Annotated in this window: 20 protein-coding genes; 3 read left to right on the top strand and 17 right to left on the bottom strand. The window is 35.7% G+C overall.

Annotation, left to right across the window (positions count from 1 at the left end; all coding sequences use genetic code 11):
- The first annotated feature begins 163 nt into the window (after positions 1–163).
- From ACQKN2_RS19260 to ACQKN2_RS19250, 3 genes are all read left to right on the top strand, one after another.
- The gene (locus ACQKN2_RS19260; protein WP_349658344.1) at positions 164–355 is read left to right on the top strand and encodes a hypothetical protein; all 192 of its coding nucleotides are present in this window, start codon (positions 164–166) and stop codon (positions 353–355) included.
- A 67-nt stretch (positions 356–422) separates the two neighbouring features.
- Positions 423–809, top strand: coding sequence for a hypothetical protein (locus tag ACQKN2_RS19255; protein ID WP_427416369.1), 387 nt, complete (start codon positions 423–425; stop codon positions 807–809).
- A 396-nt stretch (positions 810–1,205) separates the two neighbouring features.
- Positions 1,206–1,511 carry a hypothetical protein gene (locus ACQKN2_RS19250; protein WP_427416368.1) on the top strand — a complete coding sequence of 102 codons (306 nt, stop codon included), beginning with the start codon at positions 1,206–1,208 and terminating at the stop codon, positions 1,509–1,511.
- A 771-nt stretch (positions 1,512–2,282) separates the two neighbouring features.
- Here the strand turns inward: ACQKN2_RS19250 and ACQKN2_RS19245 are convergent.
- The 17 genes from ACQKN2_RS19245 to ACQKN2_RS19165 all read right to left on the bottom strand — a co-directional run.
- Positions 2,283–2,474: a hypothetical protein gene (locus tag ACQKN2_RS19245; RefSeq protein ID WP_100543053.1), complete on the bottom strand. Its 192-nt coding sequence runs from the start codon at positions 2,472–2,474 to the stop codon at positions 2,283–2,285.
- Between the two features lie 343 nt (positions 2,475–2,817).
- Positions 2,818–3,438: an NAD(P)-dependent oxidoreductase gene (locus tag ACQKN2_RS19240; RefSeq protein WP_427416414.1), complete on the bottom strand. Its 621-nt coding sequence runs from the start codon at positions 3,436–3,438 to the stop codon at positions 2,818–2,820.
- A 79-nt stretch (positions 3,439–3,517) separates the two neighbouring features.
- Positions 3,518–3,907, bottom strand: coding sequence for a hypothetical protein (locus ACQKN2_RS19235; protein WP_427416367.1), 390 nt, complete (start codon positions 3,905–3,907; stop codon positions 3,518–3,520).
- A 183-nt stretch (positions 3,908–4,090) separates the two neighbouring features.
- Positions 4,091–4,393: a hypothetical protein gene (locus ACQKN2_RS19230; RefSeq protein WP_427416366.1), complete on the bottom strand. Its 303-nt coding sequence runs from the start codon at positions 4,391–4,393 to the stop codon at positions 4,091–4,093.
- Between the two features lie 215 nt (positions 4,394–4,608).
- A complete protein-coding gene (locus ACQKN2_RS19225; RefSeq protein ID WP_427416416.1) occupies positions 4,609–4,770 on the bottom strand; it encodes a hypothetical protein in 162 nt (53 codons plus the stop codon).
- A 115-nt stretch (positions 4,771–4,885) separates the two neighbouring features.
- Positions 4,886–5,569 (bottom strand): DUF1963 domain-containing protein, encoded by a 684-nt coding sequence (locus tag ACQKN2_RS19220; protein WP_427416365.1) that lies wholly within the window; start codon positions 5,567–5,569, stop codon positions 4,886–4,888.
- Entirely contained in the window at positions 5,559–6,134 is a 576-nt protein-coding gene (locus ACQKN2_RS19215) for a DNA-3-methyladenine glycosylase I (protein WP_427416364.1), read from the bottom strand. Before ACQKN2_RS19215 ends, ACQKN2_RS19220 begins: the two co-directional genes overlap by 11 nt.
- 25 nt (positions 6,135–6,159) lie before the next feature.
- Entirely contained in the window at positions 6,160–6,756 is a 597-nt protein-coding gene (locus ACQKN2_RS19210; protein ID WP_427416363.1) for a class I SAM-dependent methyltransferase, read from the bottom strand.
- Positions 6,757–7,265: 509 nt separating this feature from the next.
- The gene (locus ACQKN2_RS19205; protein ID WP_323649640.1) at positions 7,266–7,457 is read right to left on the bottom strand and encodes a hypothetical protein; all 192 of its coding nucleotides are present in this window, start codon (positions 7,455–7,457) and stop codon (positions 7,266–7,268) included.
- Between the two features lie 538 nt (positions 7,458–7,995).
- Positions 7,996–9,573: a right-handed parallel beta-helix repeat-containing protein gene (locus ACQKN2_RS19200; RefSeq protein ID WP_427416362.1), complete on the bottom strand. Its 1,578-nt coding sequence runs from the start codon at positions 9,571–9,573 to the stop codon at positions 7,996–7,998.
- 365 nt (positions 9,574–9,938) lie between these two features.
- Positions 9,939–11,621 (bottom strand): methyl-accepting chemotaxis protein, encoded by a 1,683-nt coding sequence (locus ACQKN2_RS19195; RefSeq protein WP_427416361.1) that lies wholly within the window; start codon positions 11,619–11,621, stop codon positions 9,939–9,941.
- A 428-nt stretch (positions 11,622–12,049) separates the two neighbouring features.
- Positions 12,050–12,574, bottom strand: a complete 525-nt coding sequence (locus tag ACQKN2_RS19190; protein ID WP_427416360.1) for a tubby C-terminal domain-like protein — start codon at positions 12,572–12,574, stop codon at positions 12,050–12,052.
- 86 nt (positions 12,575–12,660) lie between these two features.
- A complete protein-coding gene (locus ACQKN2_RS19185) occupies positions 12,661–13,767 on the bottom strand; it encodes a DUF4179 domain-containing protein (protein ID WP_427416359.1) in 1,107 nt (368 codons plus the stop codon).
- Positions 13,751–14,293 (bottom strand): sigma-70 family RNA polymerase sigma factor, encoded by a 543-nt coding sequence (locus ACQKN2_RS19180; RefSeq protein ID WP_427416358.1) that lies wholly within the window; start codon positions 14,291–14,293, stop codon positions 13,751–13,753. The genes ACQKN2_RS19185 and ACQKN2_RS19180 overlap by 17 nt, the downstream gene beginning before the upstream one ends.
- 94 nt (positions 14,294–14,387) lie before the next feature.
- Positions 14,388–14,585, bottom strand: a complete 198-nt coding sequence (locus ACQKN2_RS19175; protein WP_427416357.1) for a hypothetical protein — start codon at positions 14,583–14,585, stop codon at positions 14,388–14,390.
- A 60-nt stretch (positions 14,586–14,645) separates the two neighbouring features.
- Complete coding sequence (locus tag ACQKN2_RS19170; RefSeq protein ID WP_427416356.1) at positions 14,646–15,362, bottom strand: toast rack family protein; 717 nt, start codon at positions 15,360–15,362, stop codon at positions 14,646–14,648.
- A 312-nt stretch (positions 15,363–15,674) separates the two neighbouring features.
- A partial coding sequence (locus ACQKN2_RS19165) for a hypothetical protein (protein WP_427416355.1) occupies positions 15,675–16,865 on the bottom strand: 1,191 nt, incomplete at its 5' end.

Here is a 16,865-nt window from a genome sequence, read left to right as displayed (position 1 = left end):
CAACAGAAACATTAAACGTTTTAAGGAATTTCGTAATATGTACTTCCCTATGTTCTTCCATTAAACTGTAAATAACAGCCATCAACATAAACGGTAATTAAAAAGTTAAGAATTCATTGGTATTGATTTAGAGAACTTCATGTTTAAAAGAAGGAGCGATAAAATGAAAAGGCCATTTTTAAAAATTGGTCTATTACTTGTTTTTGGCGTAGTGTTTTTAACTGGGGTGCAATCATTTTTTAATCAACAGGAAATTAATTTGGCAAGTGAAAGGTGTCTAAAAGCAGGTGGAGAACCCATTGTAGAAAGAGATCTTCTTTCATTAAATTACACCTTTGCATGCCACATCAAATAATTGATTTTGATTAATGAGGTTGAATAAAATTGAGGGATTCCTACGACTGAATTGAGTGGGTGAAATATTGAAAACGAAAAACTACTTATTATTTATAATATTGTTTAGTTTATTTTTAGTTGGTTGTAATGAGTCAGTCGTAGAAGATACTTATACTTCTAAAAAACCTGACGCAGCTGAAGCTTTAAGATTGAACAACCAAGCAGATATTTTTCAATGGGAAGGTAACATTTTTATGACCGAAATCGAATGGATCGATGAACTTGATATTAATGAAGTTAAATATATTGGTGAGATACAATTTAATGCCACTAAAGCTGAGGATTTTAAAAATGGTACAGCTAACCAATTACCGATTGGCGCAAAGATTTATTCAGTAAAAGAACGTGATGATATTTTAATCGTGAAATATGACAATGTTGTTAAACGTTATTTAGTTCTATCTGAGGGCTGATTTACTAAAAAGAGACGATATGTTTAGGTTAAGGTCACCTTTATACTTTGAAGGTGACCTTAAATTTTTTAGACTGTAGATGAAAAAAAGACGTCAATTGGATACCTTTTCTGTTTGATCGATATCCTCACATTGCATAGACCTTATATTACAAGATATTGCTTTAAATTGTTAATAACATAAAACGATACAGGACGTTCTCATTTAGTTCCACATCATAGACAACTAGTTAAAAACCCTATATTTTAAATACTCCCTCTATATCGAGAATGTCAAGCTTTATGTTTTATCAAAATTTGTCTAATTAACAGAAAAATCTGATTTTCATTTTTTTAGAGCTTATGATATGGTACTCATATAATCAGATATTATTAAAACTTTTGGAGAGTAATAAAAGTGGGTCCATTTATTAAAAAAATAGTGTGTTCTGCATTGATTTTAGGATTATTATTTTTCAATTTTGAAACAATAGAATCAAACGCAGCAGAAAATCTTGAGAATGACAATAAATGTACGGTAAAGAAAGTTGAAATGCAATCTAAAGATGTTAATGGTACTGATAGAGAAAGTTATATTGAAGAAGCACTTAATGCTAAAAGGGTACAAGCTGTTATTGAATCTGCAGAGGAACAAGGTTACTTTTTAGAGGAAGAGGCTATTCAAGTAAAAAGGATTTTCCTGAAGATCAAGAGTCTCAAGTAAACGTAGCTCTAATGCTAAGTAAATCTCAAGATGAATATCAAATTGTGCTCTATAATTTTCAAGGAATCTAATGTTATTGATGTTAATGACGGTGAAGTAAATATGAATTATTCTTTACCAGGAGAAATTACTCCTCGAATTTTATGTATTACGTGCTCTAGAGTGTGTCTGGGACTAGTTGGTAATCCACCAGCATTTCTATCATGTCTAGCTTTATGTGTTGTAGCTTGTGGAGCCTAATATTATCTCGATATGATATATAACTGAAAGGAGAAATGAAATAAATGAAAAATAAGTTTCTTATTAATGTTTTATTATCAATATTTCTTCTTTCATGTTTAATAGCATTTATTTATTTATTTACTTTCTGCTTCTGGAGCTAGTTGGTGGATTATTTTAGTTGTCATAATTCTATTACTGGTATTTTTTAAATTTAATTTGATATAAGCTTTGATAAAAACTAAGAAGCCTTTAAGTGAAAAAATGATATCTGTTTCTGCTATAGGTTCTATTTTAATTTAATTGGCTCCTTGTCTCTTACATTATTTTCATAATATGTCTGCCCCCTAAAAAAGTAAGAAAAAACAAGAAGCCTTTTATTCGAAAACTTTCTATCGCTTGATTTGTGGTGATGTGTTTATCTTTTCATCAGACAGATACACTCCTTTGGTGGATGTTTGTGTGAGAGCGTTCATTTTAACCAAAAGAGTGGAATCTGTCTTTTTATTTTGTTTAATGGAAATTATTCAAAGTGTTTTTGCTCATTTAGAGTTATTTATATAAATAGTCCAACGCTTGATAATCTTGCTGATAGCGTCCACCGTCCGCTACTTCAGCGTGATATAGAGCTTTTAAAGCATAATTTTTTTGTAAATCCATATCGGCCATTAACTCTTTTAGGCGATCATGCAATTCACGGTTTTCTTTCACAAGTTGCTGCATTTGTGGTTTAAAATATTTCATTCTATCTAACTCCTCAATTTATAACGTGCTTATTAGTATAACACTTTTAGCTTTTGAAAATGCACTTATATTCATTATTCTGTCTATAAAAGATTATTCAGTCAATCATGCCGTGAAGTAGTGGCCTAAGTTGCAATTTTACTTAGGTGTATCGTTCTCTTACATTTTCAATGCTTAACGAACCTTTCGTATGAATTAAAGTTTTCCACAAACACAAATTTAATAATTTCCTTAACAACAAAAAAGCGTTAATCCTACTTGGATTAACGCACACCCACACCTATTGGCTTTTATCAGACCTTTTTATCCGCTTCTTATACTTAAGAGATAGCTGCTTAGAAATTCAGTACGCAATTCCTACACGCGATTTCACATATTCTTTACTCTGAATTTGTTGATAGGCAAACTCTGCCGTATCTGCTACAGATATTTCTCCCCCACCATCCGGTAAAAAGTCCTGTTCGATACGATATGTACCCGTGTGTTCACCATCAGGTAAGTATGTAGGACAGACGATTGTCCAATCAGTGTCAGATTTCTTCAATAAATGATAGACGTTATGGTGCTCCTCTGCTGCGAAGGTTGATTTTCTTTTTGATTCGCTCGATTGATAACGTAAAATACTTGGTGTCAGTCGACTTTGTAAAATTCCAGCCGTCCCAATCGTTATAATTCTTTTCACATGCGTTTTTTCCATTGCTTCAAGAATTAGCGGCATACTTTTGGTTAATGTATTGGTGCCATCCGTGTTTAATGCACTGATCACAATATCAACATTCGCCATGGTATTTTCTATATCTTGTTTTGTTAATACATTCCCTTGTACAATCTGTAAATTTTCATCATTTATGTTTAGCTTATTTGGGCTACGAACTAAAGCTGTAACGCTATGTTCATCTTGTAAAGCTAGGGAAACAAGGTGGCTACCAACGCGTCCAGTGGCGCCTAACACTAAAATTCTCAGAATGATCACCTCTTATCTTGATTATAGCACACAAATTTCCTGTAACTTTTTAGAGGTCTTTAACCATTCTTACGTGTTGTTAATGGCGATCAATAAGTCTGATATTAACAATAAACAGCTGAAGATCATTTGTTTCCGCAATACTGTTGACGATGTTTTGGATTTCGCTTTCTGTACTCTTGTCTAATTTATCTAAATTATGTAATGATATAGTAATTACTTGATTGTTTGGAGATTCAATTAAATACCCTAACGTACTATCAGGATAATAGCCTGCTGCTCGTAATGCTACTATAATTTTTTGTGTAAAACCCGTACTTTGTAATTTCCCACCAATTTCATCAGCATAATTCAAATCGGGATTTTTTTGAATAGGTCTTTCAATAGAAGGTTGATTATACTTTATCAAAGCAGCCGTTATTACTATCAAGGAAAATAAAATAAAAAGGCTTTTTATGAACCCTCTCATATATTCTCTCCATTTCATCTTTTTAATAGAATACGCTTATCTTTTTAAATCATGAATTTATCCTAAGTTCCCGATATGCACAACAATGATCGATAATTATAATCAATTTGCCAGGCTACCCTTTCCGTGAACCTGCTGAAAGAAGTTAAAATACCTGGCAAATTTAAAACTCACCTTAAAAGTCTATTTATTTACAATGACTTTCACAACAGGTTCTAATTTTCCTACATATGCATCTCCAAGATAATCTACATCTATAACTATAGCTTGTGGCACGAAACGTTGAATGCTTTCTAAAAGACGTGCAGTATTACGTCTTTTGGCAAGCTGGAAAGGTGGAAGAGTGTCTAGTCTAAAACCAAAATCTCTGTATAAAGGGCAAGATATTACGAAAGTAGATAATATAAACGCGACATTCTGTAATATTTCATCAACGCCTGAAGCATTAAAATCAAAATCGCTTTTGGCGGTTACTTGATGTGTCATCCTATCAACCTTTCTTCTACGATACATGGAAAGATGTCAGTAATCTTTCTGAATATGAGTTTTTCATCGAAAAAAGAGCACTTTGTTTATTTATGCTAAATGCTCAAAAGTTATGAACGAAGCACACATTCATTATTGTATGTATACGATGCAATGTTTCGCTAAACAATTGCACAGCGTCAGGTTCCATATGATTCCGCTTCTTTGATTGGATTCTATCTTATTATTGCGTAATAAATGACATATAACCAGCTTAAACAACCATGTATGATGGCCCAGATGATCGAATGATTTACACTCCAAGAAATAGTAATGGCTAATACCGAGCCAAAACTAATACCGCTCTTAATGACTGTTTTGTTTTCCATTTTCCTCACCTTCTTTACTCTCCTAACTTCGGAAGTATGTCTCCTCATCTTCATTCCTCCTAATCATGCCATCAATAGATGTATCACTGTAACGTTGCTGTTGGAACGTGAAAATAATTTACCTCTAATAAAAATCGCAATACACACGCCACTCATCTAACTCACAATTAAAAAAGAAATAGAAATTCCCATTATCGACGATATTAAAATACGCCTTCTCGTCTGAGGCAATCTGAAGTACAAAAGGGAACTCCTCACCGTAATCACGACCACTTTGGCAAAAAGATGGATAGCCTCCAATTTTATGCACGGCGAATATTTCCTCAACGATATCATCGAAGTACTCAACATCCTCCTCGTGCTCTAGCCTCAAAATTTCATCCTCTACATCAGACGGAATCCCTCCTCCATCCCATGTTGGATAATCATTGTCAATCCATTTCGAAATAAGTGGGAAAGCTCGAATACGGTCATGCTGCCAAGTTTGCTGGACTAAACCTTCTAGAGAAGTATATGCTCTTATTACAAAAAAACGGCTAAGATCATCTTCTATAAGATGATCAAATATTTCTTCGTTGATAAAAAGCGTTAGCAGCTCCATATGCTTTAGTGCTGCGGGTACAAAAGGAAGTTCCTTTAAAAACAATGTAGCAAGTGGCTGAAACCCTTGTGGACATTGTTCTGTTGGTAATGACCATCCTACATAGCCAATCCAGCTTTCTAACAGGTCATGTGTAGGTCTAATACCACCCGTTTCAAAGATCGTTGCCTGCCTTACTAATTGAGCCTTAATATCATCAATTTTCATCAGCTGGCCCCTTACCACGACAAATACAATCGACTACATGGTCATTTATCATTCCAGTTGCCTGCATAAAGGAATAGCAAATCGTACTACCCACAAATTTAAAGCCGTCTTTTTTTAATTTCTTGCTCATTCGTTCACTCAATTCTGTTGTCGCAGGTACGTCTGCAATGGACGACCATTCATTGATGATCGGCTGATGGTCTACAAAGCCCCAAATATATTCAGAGAAGGAACCATATTGCTCCTGTATATGTAGAAAGGCTTGAGCATTCGTTACGACACTAGCAATTTTAAGCTTATTTCGTACAATGCGAGAATCTTGACGAAGCTCCTGTAGCTTGTCCTCCGTATAGAGAATGATTTTCGAAGCATCGAACTGGTCGAAAGCTGCCCGGTAGCCCTCTCTTTTTTGTAGAATCGTCCACCAGCTAAGACCAGCTTGTGCTCCTTCTAGACAGAGCATTTCAAATAAATGCTGATCATCATAGACGGGAATACCCCATTCTTTATCATGATATTCAACATATAAAGGTTCATCTAGCTTGACCCATTCACATCTTTTCATTCATATATCCTCCATTTTTTATGGTTCATTTAATCCCTGAAATACATAACCAACCTTTTTGCGTGTTTTCTCGTATAGTAACCGTTTGAAACCCAACACTTTCAAACAACTGCTTGATTTCAGGTTTTGTTTTATAAGCTTGCATATGATAATTAATTTTATAGAACTCCGAAATGATGATAAACTTCCCATCGTCCTTCAACACTCTAAATACTTCCTTCACATCATTTGCTAAGTCTGGCCAAAAATAATGCGTTTGGAACGCTGTAATCGTATCGAAAAACTTATCCGTGTACGGAATGCTCGAAACACTTGCTTGCGTCACGATCACTTTTCCATTTGCTACATCCATTTGATTTGTTTTCGTAGAATCTTTAACAGCCTGAGCAGAAAAGTCTATACCGTAGATTTTACCACTTGGATTCATTTTCGATATGGATTGCAGTGTTTTTCCACCTCCACATCCAATATCTAACACAATATCGCCATCATTTACAACTTCCTGTTTCATGAGCCAAGTATTCATACCGCTATGTGCCTTATTCATAATTCGTAACATCAATGAGCCTACAAATCCTCGAGGGTTTTTAGCTTGCTCAATCAATCGTTGTAAAAGTGTCATTTCAAATTTCCCCTTTATCATTTTCACTTTCAAAAACCTGCTGAGAAGTAAGGATTAAGGTGTCTTATGTAGCAAGCTTTGTTAAAGCTGCTTCCTTACTTTGATCTGTAGCACCAGCGACTGCATCTCTCACAACTGTTACAGCAAAATTTCTAGCTAGATCACTAAAGTAATCATTTTTAAATAACGCTTACTTCAAAATCTACCCTCCCTGTTCTTTTCTATCTTATCTTTATACGTTTTGAAAATTAAAAAAGTTTCAAATTTTACCATTCGAGAAGGAGATTTTAAATGAATAAACAACCCACCCCAACCTTTAAACAAGATTTAAAAAATCACAAGTGCATTTAGTAAATACTTAGCACTTGTGACTTTATTCATCTATAAGTAGGATAAAATAATAGAAACAATCGTTTGAAAGGGTTATTATTTTTTAACATGAGTTGTCAATTCGTTAAAAACTATATGGTATGTGTTAAAAAGCTAAATTTCTTATCCTACAACATTTTCTAATTTAAATATGTATTGTTGGCAATACTTCTTTCGCGCTCGTCCATTATTAGATGGATAATAAATGCAAGTTGTTGCTCGATTCGCACATTGTTAAGATGCAGGATGTCCGCAATTGCATTTTTTTGTTTCTCCTCTAATCCTACCTTCTCAAGCATTAGCATAATTTCTTCTTTTGTCAGCCCAAACATTCTTTTTTCACCTCTACTTTACCAAATTATTATTTTACAATCATTATTCATATTTCTAAAACAACGAACTAGTAAATCATTCCACGAACTTTTTTTACTGATTATAGGATAACATATAGAAATTAAACAATCCAAAATCTGCTTAAATGTAATAAAATTTTAACCTCTGTAAAAAATCATTGTTATTTAATAATAATTTTTAATGTGGTGCCTGTATCGATAATTGTTATTCATTAATTCTATTATAGAAATAACAATTACTTTTGTCGAATTTTAATATTCTGCGCTACAGGGAAATATCACTATAAAGAAATCGTTTACATACAAATATAAATTGCTTTGAACAATGATAGAGGTGTCTTTATACATATCCACCATACTTATTTACCTCGTTATTACAGCACTTTTATCCCACAAAAAAGTAATTTCAAAATATTTGAAATTACTTATCCTTCTTCTTTATTCGCTTACTTCACTGTTTTATTAATACTATTCCATAGAAGAGTTATTTAAAATTCTGTAAATTTTTAACTTATTTTTATAATTTCCTATCCGATATTTGGATACCATTTGTTTCTTCTTGATTTATTACACCTTGCTTTGTCTTATCGCTAGTATCGACTGGCAAATAAACTATTCTCGATGATTCATCACTCTTCCACATTGTCTTGTTCGAATACCCTTCGATAAATAATTGACTTTTCCCCTGTACGATAGCTGGTATTTTTACAGTAGTTAGATCTGTGTACACCATCTCAAGTAAAGATTGATTGGACATCGCTAAAAATGGACGAACTGCTTCATCAATCGTACAATGCACAATACGTCCCATTGACTGATCAGACCAAACGATTGCAAACGGGCCTTCATTACAGTTTTTAAATTCACTATTGGCAACTTCAAAAATAGCATCAATACAAGTAATCGCATTCCCACTAATATGTTCAAAAGTACAATTATCAGTAAAGAGTCGAGCTTTATTGATATAAATATGATGACTTTCGAGCTCTCGAATTATTGTGTTCTGGAGCGTAATCTTAGCGTGATCATTGCCATAAATTCCACCTGCCTGCCCAAATTGAATCATGCACTGATTGAGCATTAGCCCACTGGAGTCAATAATCATTTGAAATTGCGGGTGTTCTTGGATATCACATTCTGTCATCGATACATCGGCTTCATTGACAACCGTAACTCCCGTCGCCTCTCCCTTTTCTATCCTACATGTACGAAACTCCACTTTACTATTTTCAATTAATAACTGCGACTTCATATGCCGATGAATTTTACAATCATACAATTTCGCCTTAGACTTCTCGCCAAGATAAAGGCCATTCCCCACTCCATCAGAGAAGATAGAATCCGTCACGAACAACTCACTTTGATGTACAACCAAATGCGTGTCTTGATGTTGCTTGATTTCACAGCCATCCATCGTTAGCTTCGTGTTATCGAAAACTTGGATTCCTACATCTTGCCCTTGGTGAATAAGTGTATTCATCATTGAAATTGAGCTGGAGGCTGCAACAATCTGCGCCTTTTGATGTCCATGAATTTCACAATCCACCATCTCCATTTTTACATCCCGTATTGCAAAAATGCCATTCGCTCGCCCTTCCAACAGCATGCAATTTGTCAATGCGATTTCACAATTTTGCACCATGATTTGAGCCTTAACATGTTGCTGGATCGTGCTATCCACAAGAATAACACTCGAACCATTATCAATACGTAAACCAACATGATTGACAGGACTCGCTAACACATCAACATTTTTCATCATGAGACTTCCGAAGCTTACGGTTACTTGTGTTTGCACCACTTGTTGCTCAATGATACAGTTTTCTAGCTGTAAATCTCCCTTTACATAAATACCTTGCCCTTGAGTAAAACGCAGATTTCGCATATTCACAAGTGTCTGATAGCGGATAAACACGCCACCTTTAATGGTCACATTCCCTACTCCATACAGTGTAAGCCTTTGGGAAATTTCAAAGCTTTCTTCATAGATCCCTTCCCGGATTTCAATAAAATCTCCCGGCATTGCCTCTTGAATCGCCTGCCCAATGCTTTGGTATTTGTGCATAATACCTCTCTTTACAACAAGTGTCGCCATCTCCACACTCCTTATCGAAGCTTTTTCATGAAATCATGAAATTAATGTCGGTTTTCTTTTATTTATAGCCTCATTGAACTTCCTATTATTCAATTTTGGATAAATTATTTACAACCGGTTTTTATTTAGAGCGACAATACTATTTTTTAAAATGTATTTATATATATCTTTCTTGATTTCATCCTAGCCTCTAAACCACATAATAAAATAAAACCAGCAATCATAAGATTTACTCGTCAATTGCTGGTTTAACCGATTTTCAATTTTCTTATGTTTCGTCTGTTGCTTTTGTTCGATGTAGCATTTACTGATTGAACTCTTTTGATTCCACGTTAGATGCAAGTTCGAAATTCAACTAGACTTAATTACAATTTAAATTTCCTAACAAGGTCATTTAAATTTTCTGCCATGTCCGCTAAATTGGCTGAGCTATTGTTGATTTCATCCATAGAGCTTGCTGCTTGTTCGATTGTTGCAGAAGTTTCTTGGATGCCTGCAGCAGATTGTTCTGATACAGCGGCAATTTCGTCCACTGATTTATTGATCGTAACGGTATTTTGTACTACCTCTTCTAGCTTTGTCGTCATGCTATCAATGTTCGTTGACATGGCGTAAACGGCATCTGCAATCTGGTTGAATGTTTCATTTGTAGATGCAATTTGAGCCGTACCTTTTTCAACCTCTTGATAGCCAGTTTCCAGTGAGGATGTCACCGTGTTAGAATCTTGTTGAATTTTTTGAACAATGCCCGTTATATCGTCCACTGAGACAGCTACTTGTTCGGCGAGTTTACGAACCTCGTCTGCAACTACCGCAAATCCTTTACCATGCTCCCCTGCGCGAGCCGCTTCGATAGCTGCATTAAGAGCTAGTAAATTCGTTTGTGCAGCAATATCCTGAATCACAGCTACGATTTTTGAAATTTCCTGTGTTTGTTTACTGAGTTCATCCACCTTATAAACAGAATCCTTCACAATATGATGAATGGATGTCATTTGCGCAGTAGATGCGTCCATTAAACCTTGGCCCTCTTTCGTTAAAGCCATGACATTTTGGGAATATTGCTGAACATCCGTACTACTATTATTGACATCTGTCATCTTTAAGGTGAATTCTGTCATTGTTGTTGCTACATCTGATGCATTACTCGCCTGCACTTCTGTGCCACTTGCAATTTCAGTAACAGTATCGACAATTTGTTCCGTGCCCGTTTTCACTTCTGTAGATGATTGCATAAGCTCTTCACTATGCGCAGCAACGTCATTAGATACTGTTTGAATTTGCTTTAATAAACGATTCAACATATCGGACATCTTATTAGTCGCTTCTGTAAGCTGTCCTACCTCATCTTCTGATTTCACAATCAGTGAAGGCTCACTTAAATCACCTTCAGCAATTTGTTGCATACGATTTGTCACAGCGATGATTGGTTTTGAAATTAATCTAGCACTTAACAATGCAATTATGATGGAAACAATAACAATCACAACACCGACGATAATACCTGTAAGCTGCTTAGCCTCGCCTGCACTGATAATGTCTGCACCAGTCGCATTAATCGATTGCTTACGATGTTCAGCTAATCCCTCAAAGCCTTCACGTATTTCCGTAGCCTTATCACTCATAGTTGCTAAATTTTTTATTGCACGGTCAATCTGCCCTTGATCATAAACAGAAAATACTTCTTTTTCTACATAACTACTCCATTCTTTAGCCATTTCCGCAAATTTGCCGAAATCCCCCGACTCTGATATCGATGAACGTATTTTCTCATTCTCATCAGCATGCTTTACATTATCGTCAAAAATTTTCTTATACTTTTCATCCCCAGAAAGTACATACCCTCTAGCTGCCGCAATTCTTAGCCCTATCGTCTGGGCTTCCTCATAATCTGAAATCAGTAAATGCAATTCTTCATCTATAATTTGTTCCGTTGCGCTGTTACTTTGCTTTACCGCATAAAAATTGTAACCTATGTATAAAACCACTACTGCTACTACAATGCTGAAGGAAAAAACGATTCTTTTACTAATTGACTTAAAATTCATTTCAAATTCTCCTTATTTTCCAATGCAATCTAAATGTGCCTTGTCCTATTTTTGCATACCATTAGTAATCTAACATTCCTCAGACTCATTTGGATTGATTTGGATTTTTTTCTAGATTAAATGAAATAACTAGTTAATTTTTGTGTAATTTTTAGCGGATTGTTGTATCCTAGATATTCTAACAATAGGACTATCTATATAAGCATCAGCAGGACTTTCTGATCAAAAAGGGAACAGCCTCAAAAGGAAGCTGTTCCTTCAATATAAATATTAATCCTTATAATAAAAGCAGACCCTCTTAAATAGTAGAGGGTTTGTTGTCATTTATCGCGCTATATATTAGTTTTATCGCCCAACTTTATAGATTTATTACCCAACTATTTCAGTTTATCGGACACTTTTTCAAATTTATCGACATCTAGCCACAATTACGCTCCTATAAACAACACGGCCTGTCCGATCGCAATAAAAAAGGCTTCATGCTGTATAGGGCTGTTGTCTTCAATTTGCAGCGTAATCTCAAAATGCGTCTCACAAAAAATTGCCTGCCAGCGTGCAATCGGTTGATCCTCAAAAGAAAATACTGACCAGTCCTCCATTTCCTTGTTCAAATTTATTTTTTGGACGCCATCCGTGATGATTAAATCAGGAATCATAATTTGCCAGCCATCATAGGCAATCATATACTCCTTGCCAGTAATGAAATCCTTCCCTCGAAAATGCACTCGCCCACGACGCGACATCTTCTTACAGGTAAAAAGATCCTGACCAGCGACATCGCTGACATCGAAGCGTACAAAATAACGATAGTCCATCGTGCGGTCAAACGCCTTTTTCAATCCATTCGAATAAACACGTTGAACAGTAGACGATACTTCGCCCGCCTCATTTAAAATTGCGACTGACTCTGTTGACTCAATGGCCGCTGGTTGTTTATATGTATAAATCTTCAATCCGTTCGCTCCTTCATTCAGTTGCTTCCTCTAAACTAACATAAAATAAGCGCCAAATACAAAGGTTGCATTTGACGCTTGAATGTTTATTTAGTTTGTTTAGGTAATTCTACTGTGAATGGTTGGAACTTCACTTCTTTTAGCGCTGACTTATTAAATGGTATTTTTGTTTCAACACCATCTTTATCCATTTGCACGCCACCTCCGCCTGAAGGAAGCGCTAAATAAGGGGTAATTGTTAATTTTTGAACATCGTCTGCAATCGGATCAAAGGACTTGATGCTACTAAAGTTCCATACACCATTATCGAAATGCCCTTCTCCTCCACCAGAATGCGATGTAATCTCCTTGCCATTCTGATCAGTAATACGGAACTCTATAAACGATGCACTTAATTGTGGATTATCAATTGACCCCTTTTCAGTGGCTTTATAGTCAAGTGCTATACCTGATGGACTTAATGAAATTTTAGACACATCTAGTTGAATGCCCTCTACTTGTTGCTGATGATTGACAGGAACATAAATAGAATCCGAAATCTTTTTAACGGGAACTGTAAATTTCCATTTTTCCCCTTCTTCACCTTTTAACAATAAGCCCATTTCAAAAGAATCCGGCATGCTCTCTTTTACATCAAATCTGGCGATACCTGTACGAACCGTTGGACTTATAACTTTTTCACCGTAGCTCCCAGAACCCGTTTCAGGAGTTTCACCATTAATAGTCAAGTCAAATCCTGCCCCAAAGTACTCATCACTTAATTCCTTTTCAGAATCAATTGTAAGTCCTACCGTAATATTAGAGGCATCATAAAGGACTTCGTCTACCGTTACAGAAATACCGTTAATTGTTTGTTTTTCTCCAATAGTGCTTGTTAACCCTTGTTCACTTGCCTGTTTTAGCCCAAGGAAGCCAGAGTTACTGAATACCGACCCGACAATTGGTAGCTGTGATAATGTACTTGCGAAAGTTGGTGAAACATATGCGGCGGAACCTACCATAATACTAAATGCGGCTGCCGCACTTGCTACATATAATAATGGTTTACGCTTGCTTTTTCTTTTCATTTGAATAGGGGCTTGACTCATATTTGATTGCTCCTCTGCTTGTTGGATTCCTTTGGTAATTGCTGCTCTTACCTCATCTCTTGGGAATTCTGGAAGGGTACCGTTTTCATTAAATAGCTTTTTCATTGAACGTTGCACTCCTTTCTAATTCTCGCTTTAATTGTTTTTTTCCACGATGCAAATACGTTTTAATAGTGCTAACTGGCTTTTCCATTACTTCTGCTATTTCTTTAATCGGTAAATCATGATAATAAAATAAAATGATAGCCATTTGCTGAGAATGATTTAATTGCTGTATGGCTTCCGATAAATCGATTGGATTCGTAATAACAATTTCTTGCTGCTGTAAACGATTTAATAATTCACTTTCTTCATAGGGGATGATTTTCTGCCCTTTTTTTAGTAACCGGTAGCACTCATGTATTAAGATTCGAAACAGCCATGTGGAAAAAAATTCCGGATGCTTTAGCTGATGAACAGTTAGATAGGCTTTACATGCTGCTTCTTGAATTGCATCTAGTGCATCCTCTTTTTGGCCAACATAAGAAAGCGCAGTATAAAATAATTTTTCTTCCTCTAAAATGAGTAGCTGCTCAAAGGCTTCCTTATTCCCTGCAATAGCCTGTTTGACGATTGATAAGTCATGTTTCATGCTGTTTCCTCCTTTCAATACTTAGAGTCAATAACTCAATGAAAAGGTTTCACTTTGATAAAATTCTTTTTATATAGATCAAATTGGCTCTGCTTCAAATATTGAAGTGACGTTCAATCGTCACTTTGGCTCTTCTTTCGTGCATGTTATTCGTTCTATCCACGACTCTGGCTGTTCTATCCACGATTTTGATCGTTCTATCCACGACTCTGGCTGTTCTATCCACGATTTTGATCGTTCTATCCACGACTCTGACTCTTCTATCTTGCACTTTAATCGTTCTATCCGCCACCTATCTTTCTACATAAAAAAATAGACTACCTCAACTTAAAGTAGCCTACTAAACTTTGCTTTATTTATCCAATTTAAAAGTAATATCGCCAACTCCGATTTCCGAGTTGACCTCTACTATTACGTCAGCTTTATCATACGCTTCGTTTACATAAACTCCTTTGCCTTTAGAAATGAAGCCTTCTATACTTGAACTACCGATGCCTTCTTCCGTCGTAAGCTTTACCCCAACCTTTGACGGTAATATGACAGTAGTCTCCCCAACACCTGTTTCAATATTCGCTTCGAAGCTTTTTTTCCAATCGCCACCTAAATTCACATCGAGATCGCCAACGCCCGTATCAATATTTAATTTTTCTAGCTGCAACCCTTGCAAATCTAGCTCTGCATCCGATGCGCCCGTTTCGATTGAGAGATCCATTGGAATATCTTCATTCAGTTCGATATCCCATATATTTTTTATTTTCCCAAAACGCACGCTAGTAGAACCTTTATGTTCAATGATTACTTTTCCTGTCTGGCCGCGTAAATCATATTTTACTTTTGGTGCTAATTTATCAATATTGTATTGAGCAGTACCTTCAACCCAATCCTTGGCACCCTTTTTAACTATTATCTCTCCAATACCAAGTTGTAATTCAACATCCAACTTTTCGGCTTTATCTTTTTCTACTAGGATCGTTTCATCCTTGGTTTTGCCTGGTATGACTGAGTTACACCCCGATAGCGCAATTAATGAAGCACCTATAACCAAACCAAATCCTAAAAATTTTTTCAATGTAATTTCCTCCCGTTATATAATCTTCCAATAAATTCATTATATAGGAATATACATTTATAAATACGACCTTCCGCTTTAAATTCATCTAAGACCTAAGACGTACTGACTACTCCCACAGCTAAAGCAGTGGGGTTCTTATATACTTAAAAGAAGCGTTACAAAGCTCTCCACAGATGGTGTTGCCATGTCCTGTTTACAACATCTTTGATTTATCTTCTGTTCTATAAGACTTTCTTATTTACACAACCGATGTTGTGTTGGCAATAAGTTTTAACGAATGCAGGTAGCTCTACCTACGGAGGAATAGCCTCACTTGATTTGTTTGATACCCATGCTAAGAGGGAATGATTTCTTTACTTGTTTCAAGTCTTCTATATGTTGATTGTGTAACTCTAAAAAGGTAGTAAACGTTTTATTGCATAAGTCTCGATTCGTTTGTTGTAAATTTGGTTCACTATTCATCAGTAAAAACGCACTATATAAATCTCGTTGTACTAGATGACTGCCAATTTGACACCAACGTTGATGGAGTTTTTTCTTTTCATAACGATCTGTCACATGGTTATACTGACTGGCTCTAAAGGTGATCGTATTTACTTTCTGTATAGTTTGCTTTGTGTAACCTAATTTTTGATCGATGATTTCCACTAGCATGGCAGGGGCATGATGCCCAATGCTTTTTCCAAAACGCTTTTTGGATTGGATTTTGCCCTGTATATTTGTTTTAGTTTCTTTTGTACGTTTTGCCAATCCTTTAAAATGCATGGTTTCGATGTACACCTCATCGCCAAGAGACAAGATTTTATTTGCTAACGCACCATGTTTTTCTTTGATGTAGCAAGCTTTCTTTCTATATAATTCTTTTACTTGTTTTTTTGTTTTTTGATAGTTTTTACTATATGTCCAATGGAGTTTGACGCCATGTTGGATAGGTCCATCCTTTTTGAAATTGTTAGGATTGGTACTTCTACGACTTCTATCCAACTTGCGTAATAAACGTCTTTTTTGTTTCTCCAATAAAGGTACTTCCGGCGCAAGTTGTTGGATGAAAACTGCTTCTTCTGAAACAACCGCAATGGTAGAAGGACCAATGTCAATACCTACTCGTTTTTGTTTTTGATAGGCATGCCGAAAGGCTCCTGTAGATGGAATTCTTTTTGCAGGAGGCATCCCATCCATCACAAGTTGTACGTAAAAAGTATGTACTCCACGAATCACTTTTTTAACTAGACGACAATATTTAATGGTATGAAGAGCAAGGGATTCTTTTACAAACAAATCTTGTTTGCGAATACGAACAGGAAGGGTTAATCCATTCCAATAGACAATAATCTCTTTAAATCGAATGCCTGCTTTATTCGATTTCCCTTCTACAGAATGAAGCATTCCGTAACGTTTAAAGTGAGCTTTGCTCCTTTTAAATAGAACATCTTGAATCGCTTTCCAGACAGTAGAAGCGATTTTCTGGGAAGTATTGCTATCTATATGTTTTTTATAGTT

Origin of the sequence: Lysinibacillus sp. NPDC093688 (assembly GCF_050280145.1) — a bacterium.
Lineage (GTDB): Bacteria > Bacillota > Bacilli > Bacillales_A > Planococcaceae > Lysinibacillus > Lysinibacillus xylanilyticus_B.
Note: the sequence above shows the minus strand (reverse complement) of the source record. Positions and strands in the feature narration are given on the sequence as shown.

Bases quoted from the DNA above. Each gene is read 5' to 3' on its own strand.
- ACQKN2_RS19230 (WP_427416366.1), bottom strand. From the start codon at position 4,393: ATGACACATCAAGTAACCGCCAAAAGCGATTTTGATTTTAATGCTTCA.
- ACQKN2_RS19235 (WP_427416367.1), bottom strand. From the start codon at position 3,907: ATGAGAGGGTTCATAAAAAGCCTTTTTATTTTATTTTCCTTGATAGTA.
- ACQKN2_RS19205 (WP_323649640.1), bottom strand. From the start codon at position 7,457: ATGTTTGGGCTGACAAAAGAAGAAATTATGCTAATGCTTGAGAAGGTA.
- ACQKN2_RS19260 (WP_349658344.1), top strand. From the start codon at position 164: ATGAAAAGGCCATTTTTAAAAATTGGTCTATTACTTGTTTTTGGCGTA.
- ACQKN2_RS19220 (WP_427416365.1), bottom strand. From the start codon at position 5,569: ATGAAAATTGATGATATTAAGGCTCAATTAGTAAGGCAGGCAACGATC.
- ACQKN2_RS19185 (WP_427416359.1), bottom strand. From the start codon at position 13,767: ATGAAAAAGCTATTTAATGAAAACGGTACCCTTCCAGAATTCCCAAGA.
- ACQKN2_RS19215 (WP_427416364.1), bottom strand. From the start codon at position 6,134: ATGAAAAGATGTGAATGGGTCAAGCTAGATGAACCTTTATATGTTGAA.
- ACQKN2_RS19245 (WP_100543053.1), bottom strand. From the start codon at position 2,474: ATGAAATATTTTAAACCACAAATGCAGCAACTTGTGAAAGAAAACCGT.
- ACQKN2_RS19180 (WP_427416358.1), bottom strand. From the start codon at position 14,293: ATGAAACATGACTTATCAATCGTCAAACAGGCTATTGCAGGGAATAAG.
- ACQKN2_RS19200 (WP_427416362.1), bottom strand. From the start codon at position 9,573: ATGGCGACACTTGTTGTAAAGAGAGGTATTATGCACAAATACCAAAGC.
- ACQKN2_RS19195 (WP_427416361.1), bottom strand. From the start codon at position 11,621: ATGAATTTTAAGTCAATTAGTAAAAGAATCGTTTTTTCCTTCAGCATT.
- ACQKN2_RS19210 (WP_427416363.1), bottom strand. From the start codon at position 6,756: ATGACACTTTTACAACGATTGATTGAGCAAGCTAAAAACCCTCGAGGA.